The following is a 23252-nucleotide window of genomic DNA, read 5'->3' as shown; positions in this document are numbered from 1 at the left end:
AACATATCATTCACATTCTTGGCTTCACTCACATTCCATAGAAAGATGGGAAAGCGAGAAGTGATCCAAGTACGAGGATTTGAATCAGAATGAACGGCATCACACCTCGGTAGATGTCCTTAGTCGTCACGCCTTTAGGTGCTACGCCTTTTAAATAGAACAAACTAAAACCAAATGGCGGCGTTAAGAAGGAAGTTTGTAGGTTCATCGCAATAAGGATAGCGAACCATGTCATGTTGATGCCCATCAGTTCAGCAACTGGCGCAATGATCGGCACGATGATGAAACAGATCTCTACGAAGTCGATGAAGAAACCCAGAATCAGAATCACCAGCATGGTAATGATCAGGAAGCCCCATTTTTCACCTGGCAGTTGTAGCATCCACTCTTCAACCAGATAGTCGCCACCAGTGTAGGTAAACGCCATTGAGAATGCCGTTGCACCCAACAAGATAGCAAATACCATCGCCGTTACTTTCACCGTCTCTTTCGACGCCTCGTACACCATCGACCAACTAAATTGACCGTAAAGCAGTGCAAGTATCATCGCACCCGCGCCACCTAATGCGGCTGACTCTGTTGGCGTAGCAACACCTGCGAAGATAGAGCCCAGTACAACAATGATTAACGCTAGAGGCGGAAGAATCGCTTTCAGTGCATTAAACACTTCCTGCTTACGGCTGATGGAGTCATCACGTTCAATAGGTTGAGCCGCTTCAGGGTGTAGCTTTGCGTATATCAAGATATAAACGATGTACGCGCCGACCAGCATCACGCCTGGCCAAATCGCCGCTTGGAACAAGTCGCCTACAGGAACACCTAGAACATCACCCAATAGAATCAATACGATGGAGGGTGGAATGATCTGCCCTAGCGTACCAGACGCACAAATAGTGCCGCAGGCTAAGCCTTTGTCGTAATTGTACTTGAGCATTACAGGTAGGGAGATAAGTCCCATAGCAACAACAGAAGCACCAACCACGCCAGTAGAAGCCGCAAGTAGTGAACCTACTAATACGGTTGAAATCGCGATACCACCACGAACGCCGCCAAACAGTCGCCCCATAGACTCAAGCAACTGCTCAGCAAGCTTGGTCTTTTGTAGAACGAGCCCCATAAAAACAAACAATGGAACGGCCATCAGAACCGTGTTTTCCATAATGGATTGAATTCGATATGGCATGAAGGCAAACATTTCAATGCCCTCAGCCCAAACACCAAAGATTAACGCGATACCACCAAAGGTAAACGCCACTGGGAAGCCAAGTAAAAGCGCAAACAAGGCTACGAAAAACATTACTATTCCAATCATGTTCAGCCTCTACTTGTTTTTTGTATGAATATTGTTTGCATGGATAAGATGCGGATTAAAAATCTTATTCAGTGAATGCAGGATCAAACCTACGCCACTGAGTGCCATCAAAAAGAATGACAGCGGGATCATAGCTTTGATGATCCAGCGATACGGCAGGCCACCGGGATCGCCTGAGGTTTCACCCAGTTCATAACTCTCTTTGGCAACATCGATACCAAACCAAGCCACCAGCAGGCAAAACGGAAGTAGAAAGATAAGCGTGCCAAGCAGGTCAATAATCGCTTGTGCTTTAAAGCTCAGTTGCTCGTAGAACACATCCACTCGCACATGACCACCAGCCTTGATGGCATAAGGAACACCTAATAGGAAAACGGCTGAGAAGAGGTGCCACTCCATCTCTTGGAAGGCGATAGAGACATCGTTGAAGGCATATCTCATGACAACGTCATACACGACGTTGGCGATAAGTAAAATAAACAACATACTGGAAAGCCATCCCAGTGCGTCACCGATACGATTAAACAGGCGTTCAATATAAATTAGACTTCGCATTCCCGACTCCATGGAATTTGAAAAGACATCGCGCAGCTGAGGTAACGAGCTGTAGGACGTAGAAAAGGTTCTTGAGCGTAATACAGGATTTATCCTGCTTAGTTATTATGTTTTAAATGAACCCTCGGCTTATTCACTCTTAAATACTCAATAAGAAAAGCTTCGGGTTCATTTAGATTCAGTTCAACAACTGTCGATTATTTCGCTTGGCTATTTAGATAAGCTCTATGTGAAATATCCGTCCATGAACGTACTTGCTCTAGGTAGCTTGCTTGTGAAGCTTGAATCTCTTTTGCTAGCTCATCTTTCTCAGCATGTGCAGCCAGTAGGCGATCGTTCGCTTCTTTCAGAGCAGACATAACCTCTGGTGGGAAATCTTTCACTTGTACATCTGGGTATTCTGTCTTCATTGAAACCCAGTTCTTACCACTTTCGTGCGTTGCTTGTGTGTACATGTCGTAAGCCGCAGTACGCATTGCAACACGTAAGATTTCTTGTAGGTCTTCAGGCAGCTTGTTCCATGTACGCTTGTTCACTAGGAATTGAAGCTCTGAACCCGGCTCGTGCCAACCTGTGTAGTAGTAAGGCGCGATTTTGTGGAAGCCCATTCGTAAATCCAGCGATGGACCTACCCACTCTAGTGCATCAATCGTGCGACGCTCTAGAGACGTGTAAAGTTCACCTGGGGCAATGTTCGTCGGTTTAGCACCTAGCTCAGCAAGAATCTCGCCTGCAAAGCCCGGGATTCGCATTTTCAGACCTTGTAGATCTTCAACGCTGTTGATCTCTTTTTGAAACCACCCCCCCATCTGGATATCCGTGTTACCACCAGGGAAAGACATCAAGTTATGTGGAGAGTAAACCTGCTCCATTAACTCCATACCACCACCGTGATAGAACCACGCGTATTGTTCTGCTGGCGTCATACCGAAAGGCATAGAAGTGAAGTAAAGAGTGTTTGGAACTTTACCTTTCCAGTAGTAAGAGCCTGAGTGACCCATGTCGTATTGACCAGACTTAACCATGTCAAAAACGCCAAGAGGTGCTTTGTGTTTGTTTGCTGAATCGATTCTGATTTGCAGTCGACCATTCGACATCTTCTCAGCCATCGCCGCCATGTTTTTGGTTGCATCACCGAAAACTGGGAAGTTTGGTCCCCAAGTTTCCGCAAGTTTTAAACGGTAAACCTTATCAGCGGCTGTAGCACCAGTAGCGACCAAAGCTAAACAAGCCGCAGCAGTTACTGCAACGTTTTTAAAAACTCGTGTGAGGGAGTTAGAAATGAGACTCATGTTCACGTCCTTTGTTGGGTTAACACTCTTTCTATGAGCATTTTTTATGATTCAACATAAGAGTGCACCGTGATGAGGCAACAAGATATCAGGGAGAGCACGCACGCATGGCGTTAACAAAGTTACGTATTAGACCAAAGGATTAAGTAGAACTACGTAGGAGATGATTGAATAGTGTCGATTTCAAAGGAGTTTGGATATTCACCAAGGCAATGCGTATTGATAAATACCTAAGTATTAATAATTAAATACTCTTAACAATTGATTGCCATTTCGTGATGAAGCTCTATTCATTGCTGTATTTTAGGGGAAAAAATCAAGGCTTTGCTCTCTTGATCTACCTAGCTAACGCCCTAATTTAGTGCTTGCTGATTCGAAGCTCTGACACGAGACAACACTAATCAGTTAAGCCGTATATCGAATTGGAATTGAGATTATAGAGCCTAGGTTTAGGCTTGGATTTGGGCTCGGACTTGGCATAATGTGCCAGATACAAAAAAGCCTCGAAAATCGAGGCTTAAAAACTTAACGAAGCGAATGTAATCCCACAGGATTAGATAGCTTTGTAGATAACCTTGTTACCTGCTAGCTGCTCTTTCGCTACTAGGTTTTCTTCAAGAAGTTTTTTCAATGCGCCTGTTGCCCATGAAGCTGCTTTCGCGTCTTCTTGACCAGCTTCTAGGCCGATACCTTTAGGGTTAATGCCTTCAGCATTGCTAACAACGATGTCTAGAACTTGTTGTTGCTTAGGAGTCAGTGCTACTGCAACTTCTTTAGTTGCTGCTACTGCTTTCTCTACCGCTGGTTTTGCTGCTACAGTTTTTTCTGCTACAACTTTCTCTGCGACAGGCTTCGCTTTTTTCGGCGTTGCCACTGCTTTAACTACAGCCGCTTTAGTGCGTTTCTGCAGTTTAGCCTGCACCTTACGCTTATGAGCAAGTCTCATTGAATATTTCTCCAGTTCACTGCTCTTTTCGCAGTGGTGAAAATTTGAAGCGCGATTTATACCAAAAAACAGGAGCTATTTGTAGAGTGAAGCGTCGAAAGTCGACGAAAAATACCGATATTGTCTACTAGCGTCTATTATTTAAACATCGACTTATCAATTCAGGGTCATATACACTGGTTATCCATCCAGACAAAAATATGAAAACTTGGTGTTACCTATGGACACTCGTCACCTTAGTAATTTCTCTTTGCCTTCATTCACTCGCTCGTACCGTATCCTCGCCATTATTTTAGGCTTCATTTGCTTGATCGTTTCGCTCTACAGTGACAATCCAAAGTTACTGATCGTGGGTGCTTTTTGCAGTATTGCGCTTCTGGGAACTGGCTACTATTTGATGCTGCGCAGCCGAGTGATGTTCACACTTACCCCGACTCATTTTCAGCAGCACTTTTACAAAGGGGGTTGGGTTTTAAAATGGAGTAACATCCAAAAAATTGGTCTTTGCACTTATGAACAAGATGGTTGGCATCAACCTCTGCCCTGGGTCGGAATTAAAGTAAAAGATTACTCGCCCTACCTCGATTCGATTTGCCCTAAAATAACTTGTGAATTATTGCTCAGCCAACGAGCACTTTTGTACTTAGGAGCCAAACAAGCAGGCAAAGAGTCCAACTTTGAGGATATGGTTCTCGACTCATCGCATTACCATGCGCGTTGTACTGAAAGTGGCTGTGTCGAACTAAGCCAATACAAAGAGTCGCAGAATACCGACAACGTAAATTTCAACGATAACCAATCACAGGACAACCTTGATTCACCGAATGAGACAAACAGTCCAAACGCGGTGATTAAAAACTATTCTGGATTGCAGGCGATGCTTGCCAACAGAATGAAATATCAAAGGGGCTTCCACGGTTATGACATTTTCATATCAACCCATGATTTGAATATGAGTGGAGAAGAGTTTGTGGGGCTGGCTCGACGCTACTTGGCTGCCGCTGAACGTATTTCTGATTAAGGTTTACCAGTAAGTTCACACACAATAAAAAAGCTTAGCTTTCAGGACAAAAGCTAAGCTTCATTTTCAATCAATCGACACAAATAATCGGTTGGAAAATCAAAGATTTAATTAGTACAGAGGCATTTCATCTGCGACGAACGGGTTTGATGCACGCTCGCGACCGAATGTCGATTCAGGACCATGGCCCGGAACGAATGTTACGTCACTGCCTAGTGGCCAAAGCTTAGTCTTGATTGAAGCGATAAGCGTATTGAAGTCACCTTGTGGGAAGTCAGTACGGCCAATTGCGCCGTTAAACAACACATCACCCACAAACGCTAAACGAGCTTGCTCACTGAACAATACAACGTGACCTGGCGTGTGGCCCGGCGTGTGAATCACATCAATCACTTGATTACCAAAAGTGACTTTGTCGCCCTCTTCTAACCAAGTGTTTGGTTCAAAAGCTTTACACAGTGGGAAACCAAACATCTGACTTTGATTCTCTAGACCTTGTAGCCAGAAGTTGTCTGCCTTATGCGGGCCCACAATTTCAACCTTCAAGATCTCAGCAAGTGGTACCGTACCGCCAACATGATCTAAGTGACCGTGCGTCAGTACCAAGTTCACAACCTTAACACCGAGTTCTTCAATGATAGCCGCGAGTTGTTGAACATCACCGCCCGGATCGACAACGATGCCTTCCATGGTTTCATCACACCACACAATCGAGCAGTTCTGAGAAAAAGAGGTAACAGGGACAACTTGATACTTAAGAGACATATACAAACCTTAAAGAGCGAATCTGGTGAACAACTCGAATATCGCTATGTTATTGGCAACAAACCCAACAATAACAAACTAAACAGCAACAAACTGAGCAGCAATAAACCGAATTATTAGAACAAACTGAAATTTGGGCAAACTATGACATTGGATGTCTACTTTGACAAGTGCCTACCGTATCACTCAATAACTCAGCTTAGCTCTACCAGCTGCGAACTGGACCAGTATCAATGTGGATGAAGTTACTACGAGCGTAATAACCAACACCACCTGCTTGCAGACTTTTAGCTACGTCTCTCAGTTCCTTTAAATCAACACCATCGATACGAAAATCGATCGCTTTACCAAGCATGTGATAGCTCTTTTTAGCGACACCACTCGACTTAGAGCGCAACGCTTCGTTGGTTGCTGGAGAGCGGTAGCCAGAGATGATTTGAACTTCTTTTTGAATACCCAGTACATTTTGAATCTGAGTGATCTGATCAAACAGGTTCTTATCCATTGGGTGAATTTCATTACGGCGGAAATCGCGACATAGTTTGCTGAGGCGTGCCATCTCATCACCAACATAGTTAGTGCCATCGAAATAACAGGTCTCTAATCGTTCACCAGTGTGAAGATTGTTCATGCTAATCGTTCTTGGTTGATCAGGGTATGAAGCAAAAGCGATAGAAGGAGTAATTGAGGCGACAACAGCGGTACCACCAGCGTAAGTCAGAAACTGACGGCGTGAAAATAAACTTTGAGACATACAGCAAAAAAACCAATTAGATCGAACGAAAAATGCACGATACATAATGGAATTTGCTGCGTCAACGTACAAAAACCGTGCAAAACGTTAGTATTTGTAACCTTTGCACGGTTAGTTATTGATACTCATTATAATTTTATCAATAGAAGCTTGGTTGTCATTTTTCAGTCAAGATCACCTTTCTTGACCATATTTCAATCAACCGCCCTCTTTATCATATTGGTAGATATCACCGCGGTATTGTATGCCTCCTTCTTCAAACAACACGGTTTGATAAATGATATGCACTGGAATTCGCTTCTTGAGACGAACCTTAGTATTGGGCGCAAGTTCATCATCCTGATTCGGCACTTTCTTTACCTTAGTCGCAAATAACAACTCCGCGAGTTCCTCGGCATGCTCAACACGAATACAACCAGAGCTATAGGCGCGGAAGTCATCGTTAAACAAGCTTTTACTTGGGGTGTCATGGAGATAGATGGCTCGCTTGTTGGGCGTATTGAACTTATACAAACCCAATGCGTTACTAGAGCCTGCTTGCTGGCGCATTCGATAAGGAAAAGAGTTAAAGTTAATCGTTTGCCAATCTATCTCGGTAGTATCGACAGTTTCCATCGAACGCCAACCATCGATCACTTGAAAATTGTGTGTTTCAAGATAACTCTCGTCGGCTTTTACTTTAGGCAAGATATCTTTAACCATGATTTTCCATGGCACGTTCCAAGTCGGATTTAAGATAACCGAATCAAGCTTTATCTCTAAGAGTGGTGTTTTTCTCGATTTTCTCCCAACCACAACTTTAGATTCAAAAACCTCTTCCCCATCTTCCCAATACTTCATATCAAAACTAGGTACATTCACCACAATCAGTGAGTCTCTATTTCTTGGCCATAAGCGGGCACGCTCGGCGTTCAATGCTAGGGAAGTAAGTCGATCATCAAAGCCCATATTGATCCATTTGATCGTATCTGGCCCGACGATCCCATCGTCTGTAAGGCCGTGCATGCGCTGAAAAGATTTAATCGCCGTTTGCAGATCTCGATCGAACTCGGGAAAATCGACCGCGATCATCGAGGTATCAACACCAACCAAGGCAATGCGCTCAACAAGAACCGTTTTGTCTGAAAGCTCGTCACCCAAGCGCTTCAAACCTTTCTGTCTATATCGTTCAATATTGAGTTCAGAGGCGGTTTCTAACACCGAATAGGTTGCTTTGAATTGGTCAAAATCCCCAACAGGCGGCGCGTAAGACAACACCATCTCCAATAAGTAATCATTGGCAACGCTGCTTTTTAATCTCATCAGAATATGCGGAGAAGGCGCAGGTAATTTGGAATGCAGCTTGCCCGAGAAGTACCAATCTTTACCGGCAAGCGGCGCATTTTCAACGTAGCTCAGGTAGTAGATAAAAGTATCGGTAAGTAATATGTCCAACTCTTGCCATTGAGCATGGGATTGATAGTGACGGATTTGCTTGAGTTGTCGCTCGAAGAGTGGTGCCATTTGCGCTTGTTCAAGAAGCGACAATTGGAACTCAAACGCTTTAACCAGCTCAGGAGAATCCCAAAGGATAGGCAGAGAAGTGTCTTGATAGATACTCTGTGTGAGCTCTGGATATATAAGCATGAAAGAGAGTTCTGATTCCGCCGGAATGAAACGGCTCTCGTCAGAACTCGCATAGCTCCATGCATGCACGGAAACTAACACCAATAATCCACAGAAGTATTTTGCTAACATGCTTAACTCCGTCACCAACAATTCCATAAGTATGGCAAAGAAACGGGAGTAAGCATGTTATTTTTTAAGGGATTTATGAATCAAATTGCACTCCAGTGATTATCCCACTGGACCGATGATTGCTGAGTTGATTTCTCATAAGGCTTGCGCTGGCTAACCACACTGCCCGCCCCAGAGCTTAATCGAAACTCACCATCAAACAGCACAGCACCAGAAGCGTCAGATAATGCAGACAGTTCTACTAATTCTTTGGTCTCTTTCGACCAAATACCGTAGCAATTGCCTCTTGGCGAAGTCGCAATAATCCAATCGTCTGACGCCGCAATACTGGCGATATAGTGATTGAACCTTGCCCATTGCTCAGGCTCTGCGTTCAGTGATTCAAACTGGCTGCCTTTAGTATGCATCGCCAATAGCGAAGGATACTCATCTGGTTCACCACGATATTGCTGGCCACAAAGTACCGTTTCAGCACCATCATGGGCTAAATGTCGAATGCTCAGCTTCTTATCCAACAATTCAACCTGATCAAGTAACACACCTTCAGGAGAAACATAACTCAAGCTCGGCAGCATCGAATCGAGGTTTTTCGGTGTTCTACCATCAGTATGAACGCCACCAACGCCGATCGCGAGATTACCATCCGGCATGATGATCACTTCATGTGGGCCGATACCGAAACCAGTGAACTCTTCGACCTTACGATAGCCTTGCGCGACATCGTAAACGCCAATCACGCCTTGGCTGGTGTCGGTTTTCCCTTCAGTGGCATACAATAGTGTGCCGTCTAATGAGTAAACGCCATGACCATAGAAGTGGCGGTTGTTACCTTTCACCACCATTTTGATCTGCTGACCGTTTTTGTAGTCAAACACCATAAAATAGTCACCAGGACGACGGGCAAAAACCACCGCATGTGATGAGGTTGGGCAGATTGCGACGCCATGGCCACGCTCAGGGATAGGTAGCTGGCTCAGTGGCATGCCAAATTCGTCAGCCACAACTGCAGAATATTGACCACGACCATTAAGCGCACAGCCAATCAGTTGGGGATCGTTCGACGCACTCACCCCATCCTTTCGAGTCGCACACCCAAACGGAAGCAATGGAACAGCTGCACAACCCAGTGCAGCCTTGAGTAACGATCTTCGCGTATTATCAGTCACCATCGGTAGCATTAAATCCTATTACCACGCCAAGCTCTATCGCTACTTCTTCATGAATCAGGTACTTCAAACGTTCTAGTTTGTTGTATTGAGTCAGCACCTCTCGGTAGCCCTCTTTGCTCTGTAATAGAGTAAACAAGCTAGAGTCTGTAGGCCAAGTATCTAAGGTTAGCGTGAACTGGGCAGCTACACGATCGGCAAGGTCATTTAAGCCCTTTTCTCTCAATAAACCATCAAGACCATTACCATCTGCTAAGTACAATTTCTCTAGCGCCGCTACGTTCGATTTCAGCTGAGTCATTGAGGTTTGAGCGCGCCATGATTCCGAGAAGTAAGGGCGTGGATGACCAATTTTAGCCATCGGACGACTCAGTTTTTTCATGCTGTAATCAAGTTGGTTGGTCAATAAAGCGATGTATTCAGACTCCCAACGAGTCTCGTCTAGCGCTAACCAAGGGTTAACCTGCCATGCCTCAGCAATAGAGGCCGATTTCATTGCCAAGTTTTGTGCGATCGCTTGTGAAGATAGACAACCAGACGCTTTGTCTTGCAGTAATGGAGATTGCTCGTCGTACAGAGACCACTCCAACGCACCTAGCCCTTGAACAGTCACACTCTGCTGTGCGATTTCATCTTGTGACCAAGCTTTATCTTGCTGAGTCAGTTGACGCATTTTTAGACCTGTGGTGTTCTTTTTGTCTGGCCAAAACTGAACATTCCAGCTCTGTTCCAATGCCGCTGTTGGGCCTCTTTCTTGTCCTTGCAGTGCCATCCAGCTGTTCATGGTGAGCTGCCACTGATTTTCCAACGCATCCAGCTCAATATTGTTGGTTTCACAGTAACCCTGCATCAAGACTTCCAGCTCACCGGCTTGCTTAGCGAATAGCACGGCTGAATCAAACTCTTGTTGATACACGCTACGGCTGATATGAGCAGTCGTGTCTGCTTGATAAGAGACACCGTTAACCTCAGATGAAGCCGTTTGCTCACCCGATGACTGGCAGCCTGCCATGATTAATACCGACAAAGGCATTAACAAAAATTTATGTGTCATGCTGTTACCTTACTTCCTAATTTTTCTTTTAATTATATGAGTTCATTAAATACGAAACGACCGCTGGCCTCGTATTCCTACAAGTTCAGCGGTGCTAAGTGGTTTGATAGCGGCTTTCTTAAGTCACTAGCCGTTAACTAAACTGAATTCAACTCAGCCTATAACGAGTTTAAGAACGCCAATAGCGCTTCACGCTCGCTGCTACTAAGAGCTAAAACGTTTTGTTTCGCCATTTCTGCTTCACCACCATGCCAAAGCACAGCTTCCATAACATTTCTCGCACGACCATCATGAAGTAAGAAGGTGTGACCATTCACTTCTTTGGTATAGCCTAATCCCCATAAAGGTGTTGTACGCCATTCTTGGCCATTCGCAAGATACTCAGGACGGTGATCTGCTAAACCTTCACCCATGTCGTGTAGCAACATGTCGGTATATGGGCTAATTAACTGATTAGACAATGCAGGCAAGCCTTCACGCTCAGCCGTGCGGAATTCAGCTTGGTGACAACTTTGACAACCAGCGTCTTTAAACAGCTTTTTACCTTGTACGACAGCTGGGCTATCGACATTACGACGAATAGGTACTGCGAGATGCTGCGAATAGAACTCAACAAAATCTAAGATATTGTCACTGACTTCTGGCTCGCCACCATTTGGAAAATCATCACAGGTTGATTGCGCTGATGTGCAGTTTTCATTCGGAAATAAGCGGCTTGTCAGGCCTAAGTCACCGTTAAATGCCGCCGCGTTTTGCTGCATTAAGTTTGGCTGCCCGGCTTTCCAACCAAAACGACCTAGCGCCATTTCATTGGTTTGAACATCAAGAACATAGTTAGCTTTACCCGACACACCTTGCTTGTCAGCAAATTGCTGCTCTGCAAATCCTAGAATCGTTTCTTGTGGGATACTTTCAAGCAGACCAAGACCAATCATTGGCGGCGCCACTCGAGCTGAAAACTCGGTCTTAGGATGCATCTCGCCGAAAGCAAGTTCAGTAATATTTAAAGTGGGTTTACGCAGAGTAACGACGGTGCCGTCTTTGAATTCAACAGGAACATCCGTGTAGCTAATGTTCACTTTGCCCTCTGGTTTTACACCTTGAAGCGCAAAATCTTGTAGCTGACCGCCGTACGTCGGCTCTGGAATTCCACCATCTCGAATGAAGGCTTGTCGCTGCTCAGGCGTTTCAGCCGGAATGCTTAAACGAACCAACATGGATACTGCGTTCTCATCTCCTTCTTCTGGCGCGTGACCACGACCATCTTTGATGTGGCAGTTTTGACAGCCGTTAGTATTAAATAGTGGTCCTAACCCATCACGAGCATCGGTTGATGACGGTGCAGGAACCCAAGGGTTTCTAAAGAAGCTATTACCTACGCTGAAATCCAAGCGCTTACTCATTGGTAGATTGGCTGCGGGAAGGGAAAAAGCGTTCGCTCCTTCTTTCTTCACGGTCGTTTTGCCGCCAGAGTAGGTTTCATGAGCGTGTAATGGAGATACGAAAAACAGTGCGGTTAATAGTGAGGCTGAGAGATACGACTTCATACATTGCCTTGCTGTGTTTTTGATTTTAGTTTTTATGTGGGTGTGGCTTTCTTGAGGATCAAACAATTAAGGGCTCAATCAGAGCCCTTACATTTGTGTCGGCTCGGGTTCTTAGAACTCGTGATCCGCTGTGTCTGGGTTTAGGCTATCAATGCCAATCACACCCGCAGCACGCTCAATAGCCGCTGTTTGAGACACTAGCGCAACAATTGTTTTGTTTACTAGTGCATTACCCGCAGCGTTGTCAGCAGCGATTAGCTGATCGAAGTGCTGGTTGTTTTTCTCTGCAGACGTTACTAATTCGCCTACTTGTGCACGTGCTAGGTCAAACTGCTTTTGAATCTCTTTCGCAGCTTGCTCATCTTTTTGCTCTACTAGGTCGAACAAGCTTGGGCCGGAAAGCAGAGTACCGTCTTCACGCTTGTATAGACCCGTGTAAACGTTGTAGATGCCTTGCTCGTTGTAGTAGTGAGAGTTGTGCGTGTTATCAGAGAAACAATCGTGCTCGTCTTCAGTAGAGTTTGCTTCTAGTGCAACCTTCATACGCTCACCCGCTAGCTCACCTAGAGACAGTGAACCCATGCCAAACAGCATTTTACGAAGACCATTCTCGCTAGATTCTGAAAGAAGCTCTTGACGGTAGTTGCCTTTCTCGCCTTCAGCCCACTGCTTTTCCATCCATTCTAGGTCTTGGATAAGTAGCTCAGCAGATGCTTTTAGGTATGCGCCACGACGGTCACAGTTGCCGTTAGTACACTCAGCGCCAACAACGAAATCAGTGTAAGCACGCTCACCTGCACCGCTGTTTGTACCGTTTAAATCTTGGCCCCAAAGTAGGAATTCAATTGCGTGGTAGCCAGACGCTACGTTCGCTTCAGAACCACCGATCTCGTTCAAGTCTGCGATTAGCTCAGGGGTGATGTTGGTTGCATCAACGGTAGTCTGACCAATTTGGAAAGTCTTGTTAGCCACGATGTTTGCGCTAGCGCCTTCGTTACCAAGTTCATATTGGTAATCAGTCGAAACATAATCAATCAGGCCTTCATCTAGTGGCCATGCGTTCAGTTGGCCTTCCCAATCATCAACAACAGCGTTGCCGAAGCGGAAAACTTCTGACTGTTGGTATGGTACGCGAGACTCAAGCCAAGCTTGTTTTACTTGTTCGAAGTTGCCAGCAGAAGGAGAAGCTAAGAAGGTATCAATAGAAGAGTTCAACGCTTTTGCTGTAATTACTGAATCTGCAAACACTGCATGCGCAATATCTGCGTAATGTTCTACAACTTGATCTTGAGTTACTGCTGCGAAAGAAGAAGCAGAGGCAAAAATGAGTGACGAAGTTACGGCTTTTGTCACTAAAGATTTAATGGTCATGAAGCATCCTTGTTGAGCTTTAAATTATTATTCGTAGTAATAGTGCAAACCATTATCATTTGCACTACGGATTGAAATAATACAAACTTACAATTTTATTGCAAGATAAATACAAAAAAACCTCACATATGTGAGGTCTTTAAACATTTTTATGTTAAGCGTAACAAAGAGGCTAATCAGATATCCAGATTATGCTTACCGTGTGAGACTTTTGCCTTCAGGTAGCTTTCATTACCCGATTTGATATGAGCAGAGGTATTCACCACTTCTTCAATCTCAATACCAAAAGATTTTAGCTCATTGATCTTCTTAGGGTTGTTGGTGACTAAGCGGATTTTTGTAGTACCTAAGGCGCGTAGCATTTCAGCAGCTTCAGTAAAATCGCGTAGGTCATCGCCAAAACCTAGGTGGTTGTTGGCTTCATAGGTGTTCATGCCTTCGCTTTGCAGACGGTACGCATCGATTTTGTTGTACAAGCCAATACCACGACCTTCTTGGCGTAAGTAAAGAATCACCCCACCCGTCTCACCCATAATTCTAATGGTTTCGTCTAACTGCTCGCCACAGTCACAGCGAGAAGAATGGAAAACATCACCAGTCAGGCACTCAGAGTGCATACGAACAAGAGGTATGTCTTGTGTCTTGTCTGCTGATTTAAATATCACAGCAACATGCTCTTTATCTGTTTTCAATCCATGAAAAGACAGAAGTTCAGCATCTATACTGCTTGTTACCCCTACTTTGAAATCTATTCTGGCACGCACTTCCGCCATAGCTATACTCACTTGAAAATTCGATGTATTTAACGACGCTACATTATATGTCTAGGCAATATTTTGTAGCTAACTATCTAATGATAGACACTATGAGGCTGTTAACAATTTTTTTCAAGGTCGACCTTGTACAAATTGTTATAATATAACAATTATTTTTCAAGTAAGAAAAAACCCCACATTGGGATGACCAACATGGGGTTATAAATTAAACAGTTGCGGCTAAAACTACACTTTTTACAGAACGCTCAACTTACTTGAGTTTGCTTCCAGATGACAAGTTGCACCCAAGCATTCTCTAATTCGGTTAGCTCTTCTTGCGTAAGCGTAGAAATGCTCGACTTAGCACTGTATCTCTCTGCCCATTTATCTGACTGGACATGAGTATGGAACTCTTTCTTTAAATTTGAGATTACGTTATCCACAGATACATCCTTATATAGCAGTGCTTAGCCTTTATAATCGGTTAATGTTACAAAATACAGGTCAATTGGTAAACAGTAATACACAATTTTTATGAGCGCTTTCTAACACTTTTTACTGATAAATATATAAATAACAGAAATAATAGGCTCGGTATCAACCAAAGTAATAAGTTTGCCGTGCTCAATGACGGTTTATAAAGCACAAATTCTCCAAACCTCTCCGTCATATATTGAGTAATTTCATGATTACTCTTCCCTGCTTTCACCATATTAAATACAACTAGACGTAAGTCCTTTGCAATTGGAGAGTTTGATTCAATCAGGTTTTGGTTTTGACATTGAGGGCAGCGCAGTGTCTTTGCTAAAGCAATGGCACGCTGTTGTTGGTCAGGACTTTCAAATTCAAAAAGTTCTACTTGAATGCTGGTGCTCTTATCGCTGGGTGTAAACAGATCTTCTGCCAAAGTCGGAAAACTAATAACCATAAGCGTAGACAGCACAACGAGTGCTTGTATTAAAGGCTTCATCATCCATTCGCACCATCAAAATACATCGCAAGTTCTTCTTGCCACACTGATTCGTTGATCACGCCCAGTAACTTCTTAATGATTTGGCCGTCAGCGTCGACCAGATACGTTTCAGGAGTACCGATTACGCCGAGTTCTAACGCTAGCTTACCTTGAGGATCACTGATCACCGTTGAGTACGGATTGCCATCGCTCGATAACACATTGATCGCTGCCCCGGAGTTATCTCGATAATTTAGCCCAACAATTGGAATACCTTTATCATGAAGTTTGAGCAAAAAAGCGTGCTCAGTTTTACATATACCGCACCACGAAGCCCATACATTAACCAGTTGATAAGGATGCTGAGTGACATCAGCCAACGTAATTTCCTGTTTACTACTGATGCCTTCACTATTCGCTAACGCAGTAGATATGAATTCTGGGAATGCCCTTTTTTGCTCCGACACAATCGTCGATTGCTGCTTATTATTGAGCGCAAAGGCAAAACCCAACACCACCATTAATGCCAAGATAATTAACGTGATGAGCTTGTTACGAACGCTGGTATGCATACTGTGACGCCTTAACGGTTTTCTTTTTACGATGAGTCAATGAGAGTAAAGCGCCAAGAATGGAAAACAACCCACCAAACCAGATCCAGCGCGCATACGCCTTATATTGCACTCGAAACGCATAAGCGGTGGAATCTACTTTCTCGCCCATGGTGATATAAACATCGCCATGCCAGAACCACTTCATTGCAGGCTCACTCATGTTCATGACTCGAACTTGGTAGTGTCTTCTTTCTGGCGCTATGGTAAAGCTTTTATCGCCGGCATCTAAGTTTAGTATCGCCTTCTCTGCGGTAAAATTTGAGGCGACATAAAGCTCGGTATCACGATGAGAAAGCGTCCAATCCATGAACTCTACTTGTGCGCCTGGGCTTAGTTTATAGCTGCGCTCAAATGAGTGATAGCTATCCATTGCAGCACCTACAGCGAGTACTGCAACCCCGACATGAGCAAAGGTCATCACCCAGACTTTGCGTTGGAACTTAGAACTTCGGGTAACCACTAAGCCGTAAATATGCGTCAGTAACACCCAGAATGCGAGGCCCCAAGTCAGCAGTGCCATCACTTGGGTCTGCTCGACTTGCAAAGCGTAACAGGCGAACCCTAGACCAATAGATACTAGAGCGATCAGCGTAATAACACCTTTAGTCGCTTGAGGTTTAATACTCAGTAAAGGGGCTAAACCGACGACGGCTAACGCAAGCAAAGCCAAAGGAGCAATCAACAGATTAAAGTAAGGCGCACCTACCGATATGTTCCCCAACCCAAGCAGTTCAAAGACCATTGGATAAAAAGTGCCGAAAACAACCACGGCTGTTGCCAGTACAAAGATGAGTACCGCAACTAAGCTCAAAAAGCTTTTGCTAGCGAAGCTGGTAATCGGATTAGATTCAAAAGACTCTCCTCTGATGATAAGCAGAGAAAATGAGCTCACCAGTACCAACACTAATATAAGTAGCAGTGCGATACCTTTGGTTGGGTCAACAGCAAAAGCATGAACGGAAGTGAGGACGCCAGATCGAACAATAAAAGTACCGAGGATACTTAAACAAAACGTAATGAAAGCAAGGCTAAGTGACCACTTCAGCAACTGTTGCTTGCCTTTAGCAACACCCAAACTGTGCAATAGAGCGGTTGATGTTAGCCAAGGTAATAGGCTAGCATTTTCTACCGGGTCCCAGAACCACCAACCACCCCACCCTAACTCGTAGTATGCCCACCAAGAACCAAGAATGATCCCTGCGGTTAAAAAGATCCAAGCGACCAAACAACAACTGCGACAATGAGCGACCCAATCGAACTCAATCGGATCCACCAGCAAAGCGGCCACAGCAAATGCCAAGACCACAGAGAAACCAACATAACCCAAATACAACAGAGGCGGATGGAATATCAAACCAACGTCTTGCAACATTGGGTTAAGGTCACGCCCTTCTAGCGGCAAGATCGAGTTCATTTCAAACGGATTTGATGCGAATAACGTGAACCAAGCAAATATCGCGAGCAGTAGATTCATTACCCACAACACACGGCTTTGGTATTCATTCGAATAGTGTTTTTGTAAGGCAATAACGCCAGACCAGACGCTGATCGTCAGCACCCAAAATAGCAAGGAACCTTCATGGCCAGCCCATACGGCTGCAAGCTTAAAAAATGAGGGTAATTGAGTATTTGAATGTTCAGCGACATAGAGGATAGAGAAGTCATCACTGACAAAGGCGTAGCCAAGCAATGCAACAGAAGTGAGAGAAAACAGCGCACTTGAAAGAGAGAAACTGCGGATTAAACCTATATTTTGCGTCCGTTTGTTTAGCATTTGATAAAACGAATGCACACCAATAATGCTACTGAGTACAGCAACCAACACTAAACTAAACAGCCCCAAAGAACCGACCATATCACCTCAATAAGGCTCCACTTGAGCAGAGCCGATCTGAACACGCATCTCATGTTTACTAAAAGCATGTCCATTAATAAGCAGATGTCTAGTATCCGACATCTGCTCACTAATAAACTTGAGCAAAATTAAGCTATCGTTAATTGTCCTGCATAAAGGACAAACGTTCTTAGCATTAATACGCCCATCAGACTCAATGAAGTAACAGAGAAAATATACACAGTACTATGGCGAACCGATGCTGGTGTCACGGCGTTAAGCAACAAGGGTAAAACCATACCCACACCAATTACGCCATACCAGAACCAACTTGCCCAGAAACCACCGCCAATCGCGTTCCATACTGCCTGCTCACTTTGACCACCAGCAAATATCAACCCAGTGAAGAAAGTAACAAGGACAAACAGTTCAAACATAACAACAGGACGTTCGAAGCCGTGGATCCAAGAAATACTCGCACTATGCGGAGACTCCTTAAAGACCAACACACCAAATAAAATACATGCCGCCGCTCCCGAGGATAAACTCGAGAATAAGAACAATATCGGCAACACTGGGTTATTCAGCATTGGGAAGGTATTTAGCGCAGAGAGTAAGAAGCCAGTGTAAGCCGCAAGTAATAGCGCAAGCACAGCTAAGAATATTTCAAAAACATTCTCAAAAGATTCTAATTTGCCAATCCAGTTACTGACAAAATCGAGTCGCCCTTTTAACCATGCTTGATCACTCAAGAATACGGCAATCTGATTTCGGAATATAATGCCGATCCAAACAAATAGGATCACCATATACACTTGGAATAAGATCACACCCATCGACATCACTGACGTCGGATTATAAAAGATCATGATCTTCCAAAATGATAGTGGTTTCGTCAGGTGGAAAACCAAGATCAATAAACCTGAGATGATCCCGAATGGTGCTAGAAAAGCCGTTGCCTTTAATACACCATTATTCGCTGGATCGTCCTCAATCACCTTTCTCTTAAGGTAAATCGAGATCATCACTGCACCCGCTGACATACCCGCCAAAAACAGATAGATAGCAATGATCCAGTCCCAAACCACGGTACCTGATTGAAACGCTGTATCCCATGCACTCATAATCAAATCTCCCCTTTTTGGTGTGGCACTTTATAGAGTTTTGGCTGAGTACCTAGATAAGCCTTATCTCTGTAAACCACTTCCGACTGAAGCACTTGGTTTATCTCGCTCTTAGGGTCGTTCAGGTCGCCAAATATCAGCGCGTTAGTTGGGCAAGATTCAACACAAGCAGGTAACTTCCCTTGAGCCAAGTTAGTATCACGGCAGAAGTTACATTTATCAGCGGATTTATTCTCTGGGTGGAAAAAGCGCACTTGATACGGGCAAGCTAATAAGCAGTAACCGCAACCGACACACTTCTCTTGATGAACATCAACAATGCCGGTTTTTTCATCTTTGTAGGCCGCCCCTGTTGGGCAAACCATCACGCAGGGCGCGTTATCACAATGTTGGCAAGAGTTACGAGTAAAACGGTAATCAACATTTGGATATTCGCCTTGAGGTTCGCTCTTTATGATTTCTAAGCGCGATACGCCTTCAGGCACTTTGTTTACTTCACGACACGCCTCAGTACAAGCAGTACAGCCAATACAAGCGGTTTCGTCATGAACCATTCCGTAACGCTTGGTGCCATCTTCCTGAACATTAGCCAGCGTTTTGCGGCTTGTAACCGCTGCAGTACCTGCAACACCAGTTGTGAAAATAACGGCACCCGCGCCAGCTAAAAAGTTTCTTCTTGAGCAGCTCATAGATTACTCCCCTTCTTTCTTCTGGTTGAAGTCTGAATGGCAATCCACACACAGCTTGATGGTTTGCTTTTTATCTAAGCCAAGCACCTTCGCTTCACTCGCATGCACATCGTGACAGTTTGAACACGTTAAGTTTTGTGCGTGTACGTCATGAGTCCAACTCGCTTCGCGCAGATCATCAGGCTTATGACAATCTATACATTGGCTGTTGGCATCTAGGATTAAGCTAGGATCGAGGAAAACCTTTTCGGTTCCGGGTTGTGATTGAGCCGCGCGATACTTCACCACCTCAGGTGCACCATCACGGTGATCGGGGCCAATAGAACTATGACAATCTGTGCAATTCACTTCACGGCCAAGCAAAGCGTGCGCACTCTCACCATGTGAACCAAATACCGTTTCTTTAGAATCTTTATGGCATTGGACACACTTGTAATCTTTGTCACGTATTAATTCGACTTCATGTCTTGTTGACTCTCCTACTGGCGTAACAGCAGGCTCTGCAACAGCATGAATGGAATAACCATAGAGGCAGAATGCTAGAAGGGATTTAAGCATTATGACTATGGCCAATTTAATATTGCCCATTTTATCCTTTCCTTATACCGGCATTATTTAACTCTCAACTAAATAATATTCCGGTTAAACAAAAGTACCCTTAAACGATATTATTACCGCTTAAATGATATCAATTCTTATTTTGGATAAGCCACAACGCTTTCTATATTTAGAATATACCCCTAATTAGGTAAAGCGAAATATACAAAGGGTAATATGTGAACACAATCACCCTATTTATAGTGAGGGCATGTCGGGTAATTATTTGTTATATATGATAATAATTCTCAATAAGACCAGTCTAACTTGATGTCCACATACCCCTTTAGGGCTATATAAACTTCAACGTGATTGAAGTCACTGTCATTAATTGATCTAAAACAAGCAAACATCCGACACGTAACAAAATGTGTTTATTTATGAATTAATATAAACAGCAATTCTCCAGTTCTTAATTTGAATAGCAAACTCACAACGCTTGGTATAAAAATCAGTATATTGGAGATATCACTGTGAAAAAGCACTGGATACGTAATTCCGTCACAGCATTATTAATGGTTAGCGCATCACTAGCAAGCGCGACCAGTTTTGCTGCGTCTGAACAAAAAGAAATTGGTGATCCTCGTAACGACCAGTTCGAGCAAAACCACCCTGATCAATACCACTCATGGAGACAAACGTCAGAAAGTGAAACTATTGAAGATGCGCTAAAAGAAGATCCAAATATGGTGATCATGTGGGCTGGCTACGGGTTCGCAAAAGACTACAACAAAGCGCGCGGCCACTTCTATGCGATTGACGATGTAAGACAAACCTTGCGTACTGGCGGTCCGACCGACGAAAGCTCAGGCCCTATGCCAATGGCGTGTTGGAGTTGTAAAAGCCCAGACGTAGCACGTGTTATCGAAGAGCGTGGTGAAGACGGTTATTTTGAAGGTAAATGGGCACGTCTTGGCAACGAGATTGTGAATCCTATTGGCTGTGCAGATTGTCACGATACCCAAAGCGAAGGCTTTAAAAATGGTGAGCCAGCACTGAAGGTGACACGCCCTTATGTTGAACGTGCATTTGAAGCGATTGGTAAAAAGTTTGATGAGCAAAGCCGTTTAGACCAACAAGCTTCTGTTTGTGCTCAGTGCCACGTGGAATACTACTTCACAGGGCCAACTAAAGGCGTGAAGTTCCCTTGGGACAAAGGGACTCGTGTTGAGCAAATGGAAGAGTATTACGATGGAATCGGCTTTAAAGATTGGACGCACAAAGTATCTAAAGCGCCAATGCTGAAAGCACAGCACCCAGGCTTCGAAACATGGCGCGAAGGCATCCACGGTAAGAACAAAGTCGTTTGTGCTGACTGTCATATGCCGAAAGTGACCAAAGAAGATGGCACCGTTTATACCGACCATAAAGTGGGTAACCCATTCGACCGCTTCGAAGATACCTGTGCAAACTGTCACACTCAATCTAAAGAGACCATGCGTAACATCGTTTCAAGCCGTAAAGCGCAAGTGCTGAACATGAAGCTGACTGCTGAGAAACAAATCGTAGCCGCTCACTTTGAAGCTGGCGCAGCATGGGAAGCGGGTGCGACCGAGCAAGAGATGGAACCTATCCTACTGGATATTCGTCATGCTCAATGGCGCTGGGACTACGCTATTGCATCTCATGGTGTTCATATGCACGCCCCTGAAATCGCTCTAGAAGTACTAGGTACTGCCGTTGACCGCGCAGCCGATGCTCGAACTAAGATTGTTCGTCTACTGGCGAAGAAAGGCATCACTGATCCAATCGAGATTCCAGATATTTCGACCAAAGAAGCGGCTCAAAAAGCGCTTGGAATGGACATGGATAAGATGAATGCTGAGAAGCAACACTTCTTAGACACCGTGGTTCCTAAGTGGGAAGAGCAAGCTGAAAAGCGTGAAGCTAACTACGAATACTAGTTCCTTCAAATAGACCAATAAGATAAAACCAGTCACACTGTAAAGGTGTGGCTGGTTTTTTAGATTTGGGCGCACTCAACCGTCCCAATTTCACATTACCTTTTAGCTAATTCAAGGAACAAAGAATGAAGCACTTACTTTCGCTTTCGGCATTATGCATCGCATTAACAAGTTCAGGACTTCACGCCTCAGAACGAGCAGAAACTGGGTGGGAAATGATTGAGGAAGGTGCGCTGGTCGTTGATGTCAGGACACCAGGAGAGTTCAAGCAAGGTCATCTGGACAATGCGATTAACTACCCTCTTTCTGAAGTCGCTACGCACTTTGCCAGCATAGACAAAGCTCAACCTATCGTTTTGTATTGCCGCAGTGGTAACCGCTCAGGACAAGCTTACCAGTATTTGAAAGCTCAAGGGTTTACACAGATCCACAACGCTGGCGGTTTAATTGAGATGCAAGAAAGCAAATAATCTCGAAATTACAGATAGTGCCCGTTTAACGGATCATTTGCTTAGCTTGATTGATCGAATGAATAATAGAGACACGATCAATGCCCTTTTGATTGGAATCGAGAATTTGAGTCCACGCATCAATCGCTTGTTGATATCGCATGCTGATGAAGTGATCGGTCGCAATCAACATCAATGCCGTACGATCATTGGGATCAAGCTGCATAGAGTGCTCCAGCAGCGCATTAACATCATCACTCATCGCTTGAGAGCTAAGATAATAAAGTGCCGTTGCTTTGGCCGCATAGAGGCCAGAAGGCGCTTGAGGATCTAAGCGAATCGCATAATCGTAGCAAGTGAACGCTGCATCAAACTCCCCTTTCTGCATGTACACACCACCAAGCTTAAACCACAAGTCGGATTGATTCGGGTCTTGTTTGAGGCTTTGCTGAAGCTCATCTTCGAAATCTGTTGCCGTGTAGTTATTGCTATCATCCAAAGGAAGTTGAGGTAACTCTTGTTTCAGTTGAGACCAGACCAGCACGCTCAAAGCCACTGCAGTAAGAGAAATCACCACATTGCCTTTTAGATGGCTGCCATTGTTGTTTGCGGCAATAACGATCACAATCAAAAACAGGCTCATTAGTACCAACGCAACCAACAACCAGATATCCATTTCACACTCCTTTTTTATTCCCCTCTACTCTATCGTTTTCATCTCCTCGCTATATTGATCAAGGTTTAGCTATCGATATTTTGACGATCACAGTTCAACGATAAAGTCAGAGCAAGATGGCTTTGTTTCCTAATTGGA

23 protein-coding genes are annotated in these 23252 nt (G+C 44.3%); 3 read left to right on the top strand and 20 right to left on the bottom strand.

Annotation, left to right across the window (positions count from 1 at the left end; all coding sequences use genetic code 11):
* Positions 1–28: 28 nt before the first annotated feature.
* The 4 genes from AB4138_RS13735 to AB4138_RS13720 all read right to left on the bottom strand — a co-directional run bounded on the left by AB4138_RS13735 (position 29) and on the right by AB4138_RS13720 (position 4105).
* Positions 29–1312, bottom strand: a complete 1284-nt coding sequence (locus AB4138_RS13735) for a TRAP transporter large permease subunit (RefSeq protein WP_029235146.1) — start codon at positions 1310–1312, stop codon at positions 29–31.
* Positions 1313–1321: 9 nt separating this feature from the next.
* Positions 1322–1867 carry a TRAP transporter small permease subunit gene (locus AB4138_RS13730; protein WP_017060958.1) on the bottom strand — a complete coding sequence of 182 codons (546 nt, stop codon included), beginning with the start codon at positions 1865–1867 and terminating at the stop codon, positions 1322–1324.
* A gap of 197 nt (positions 1868–2064) precedes the next feature.
* Positions 2065–3159: a TRAP transporter substrate-binding protein gene (locus AB4138_RS13725; RefSeq protein ID WP_017060957.1), complete on the bottom strand. Its 1095-nt coding sequence runs from the start codon at positions 3157–3159 to the stop codon at positions 2065–2067.
* Between the two features lie 553 nt (positions 3160–3712).
* Positions 3713–4105 (bottom strand): hypothetical protein, encoded by a 393-nt coding sequence (locus AB4138_RS13720; protein ID WP_017060956.1) that lies wholly within the window; start codon positions 4103–4105, stop codon positions 3713–3715.
* A 220-nt stretch (positions 4106–4325) separates the two neighbouring features.
* Here AB4138_RS13720 and AB4138_RS13715 point away from each other — a divergent pair, with 220 nt between their 5' ends.
* Positions 4326–5126, top strand: a complete 801-nt coding sequence (locus AB4138_RS13715) for a DUF2982 domain-containing protein (protein WP_017072489.1) — start codon at positions 4326–4328, stop codon at positions 5124–5126.
* A 111-nt stretch (positions 5127–5237) separates the two neighbouring features.
* Here the strand turns inward: AB4138_RS13715 and AB4138_RS13710 are convergent, their stop codons facing one another.
* From AB4138_RS13710 to nrfB, 15 genes are all read right to left on the bottom strand, one after another.
* Positions 5238–5891 (bottom strand): MBL fold metallo-hydrolase, encoded by a 654-nt coding sequence (locus AB4138_RS13710; protein ID WP_017060954.1) that lies wholly within the window; start codon positions 5889–5891, stop codon positions 5238–5240.
* Positions 5892–6096: 205 nt separating this feature from the next.
* Entirely contained in the window at positions 6097–6645 is a 549-nt protein-coding gene (locus AB4138_RS13705; protein ID WP_372306395.1) for a DUF882 domain-containing protein, read from the bottom strand.
* 198 nt (positions 6646–6843) lie between these two features.
* Entirely contained in the window at positions 6844–8382 is a 1539-nt protein-coding gene (locus AB4138_RS13700) for a murein L,D-transpeptidase (protein ID WP_372306392.1), read from the bottom strand.
* An 80-nt stretch (positions 8383–8462) separates the two neighbouring features.
* Entirely contained in the window at positions 8463–9551 is a 1089-nt protein-coding gene (locus AB4138_RS13695) for a DUF1513 domain-containing protein (RefSeq protein ID WP_372306389.1), read from the bottom strand.
* Positions 9541–10602 carry an imelysin family protein gene (locus tag AB4138_RS13690; RefSeq protein ID WP_372306387.1) on the bottom strand — a complete coding sequence of 354 codons (1062 nt, stop codon included), beginning with the start codon at positions 10600–10602 and terminating at the stop codon, positions 9541–9543. The genes AB4138_RS13695 and AB4138_RS13690 overlap by 11 nt, the downstream gene beginning before the upstream one ends.
* 158 nt (positions 10603–10760) lie before the next feature.
* A complete protein-coding gene (locus AB4138_RS13685; RefSeq protein WP_372306384.1) occupies positions 10761–12149 on the bottom strand; it encodes a di-heme oxidoredictase family protein in 1389 nt (462 codons plus the stop codon).
* 111 nt (positions 12150–12260) lie between these two features.
* The gene (locus AB4138_RS13680; RefSeq protein ID WP_017063566.1) at positions 12261–13520 is read right to left on the bottom strand and encodes an imelysin family protein; all 1260 of its coding nucleotides are present in this window, start codon (positions 13518–13520) and stop codon (positions 12261–12263) included.
* Between the two features lie 176 nt (positions 13521–13696).
* Positions 13697–14293, bottom strand: coding sequence for a GTP cyclohydrolase II (gene ribA, locus AB4138_RS13675; protein WP_009848836.1), 597 nt, complete (start codon positions 14291–14293; stop codon positions 13697–13699).
* Between the two features lie 248 nt (positions 14294–14541).
* Complete coding sequence (locus AB4138_RS13670; protein WP_017060980.1) at positions 14542–14718, bottom strand: hypothetical protein; 177 nt, start codon at positions 14716–14718, stop codon at positions 14542–14544.
* An 89-nt stretch (positions 14719–14807) separates the two neighbouring features.
* Entirely contained in the window at positions 14808–15248 is a 441-nt protein-coding gene (nrfF, locus tag AB4138_RS13665; protein ID WP_372306382.1) for a heme lyase NrfEFG subunit NrfF, read from the bottom strand.
* Positions 15245–15799 (bottom strand): DsbE family thiol:disulfide interchange protein, encoded by a 555-nt coding sequence (locus tag AB4138_RS13660; protein ID WP_004733376.1) that lies wholly within the window; start codon positions 15797–15799, stop codon positions 15245–15247. The genes nrfF and AB4138_RS13660 overlap by 4 nt, the downstream gene beginning before the upstream one ends.
* Complete coding sequence (locus tag AB4138_RS13655; RefSeq protein ID WP_372306379.1) at positions 15780–17696, bottom strand: heme lyase CcmF/NrfE family subunit; 1917 nt, start codon at positions 17694–17696, stop codon at positions 15780–15782. Before AB4138_RS13655 ends, AB4138_RS13660 begins: the two co-directional genes overlap by 20 nt.
* Positions 17697–17824: 128 nt before the next feature.
* A complete protein-coding gene (gene nrfD, locus AB4138_RS13650) occupies positions 17825–18799 on the bottom strand; it encodes a cytochrome c nitrite reductase subunit NrfD (protein ID WP_372224487.1) in 975 nt (324 codons plus the stop codon).
* Between the two features lie 2 nt (positions 18800–18801).
* Positions 18802–19488, bottom strand: coding sequence for a cytochrome c nitrite reductase Fe-S protein (nrfC, locus tag AB4138_RS13645; RefSeq protein ID WP_372306376.1), 687 nt, complete (start codon positions 19486–19488; stop codon positions 18802–18804).
* Between the two features lie 3 nt (positions 19489–19491).
* Positions 19492–20076, bottom strand: a complete 585-nt coding sequence (gene nrfB, locus AB4138_RS13640) for a cytochrome c nitrite reductase pentaheme subunit (protein WP_008222036.1) — start codon at positions 20074–20076, stop codon at positions 19492–19494.
* Between the two features lie 482 nt (positions 20077–20558).
* Between nrfB and nrfA the strand changes: the two genes are divergently transcribed.
* Positions 20559–21989, top strand: coding sequence for an ammonia-forming nitrite reductase cytochrome c552 subunit (gene nrfA / locus AB4138_RS13635; RefSeq protein ID WP_372306374.1), 1431 nt, complete (start codon positions 20559–20561; stop codon positions 21987–21989).
* A 125-nt stretch (positions 21990–22114) separates the two neighbouring features.
* Complete coding sequence (locus AB4138_RS13630; RefSeq protein ID WP_017063559.1) at positions 22115–22459, top strand: rhodanese-like domain-containing protein; 345 nt, start codon at positions 22115–22117, stop codon at positions 22457–22459.
* Positions 22460–22484: 25 nt separating this feature from the next.
* Here the strand turns inward: AB4138_RS13630 and AB4138_RS13625 are convergent, their stop codons facing one another.
* Positions 22485–23114, bottom strand: a complete 630-nt coding sequence (locus tag AB4138_RS13625; protein ID WP_102456681.1) for a tetratricopeptide repeat protein — start codon at positions 23112–23114, stop codon at positions 22485–22487.
* Positions 23115–23252 lie beyond the last annotated feature (138 nt).

Source organism: Vibrio sp. 10N.286.52.C3 (genome assembly GCF_041468865.1).
Lineage (GTDB): Bacteria > Pseudomonadota > Gammaproteobacteria > Enterobacterales > Vibrionaceae > Vibrio > Vibrio crassostreae_C.
The sequence above is the reverse complement of the archived record's forward strand: the minus strand, read 5'-3'. Positions and strand labels throughout refer to the sequence as shown.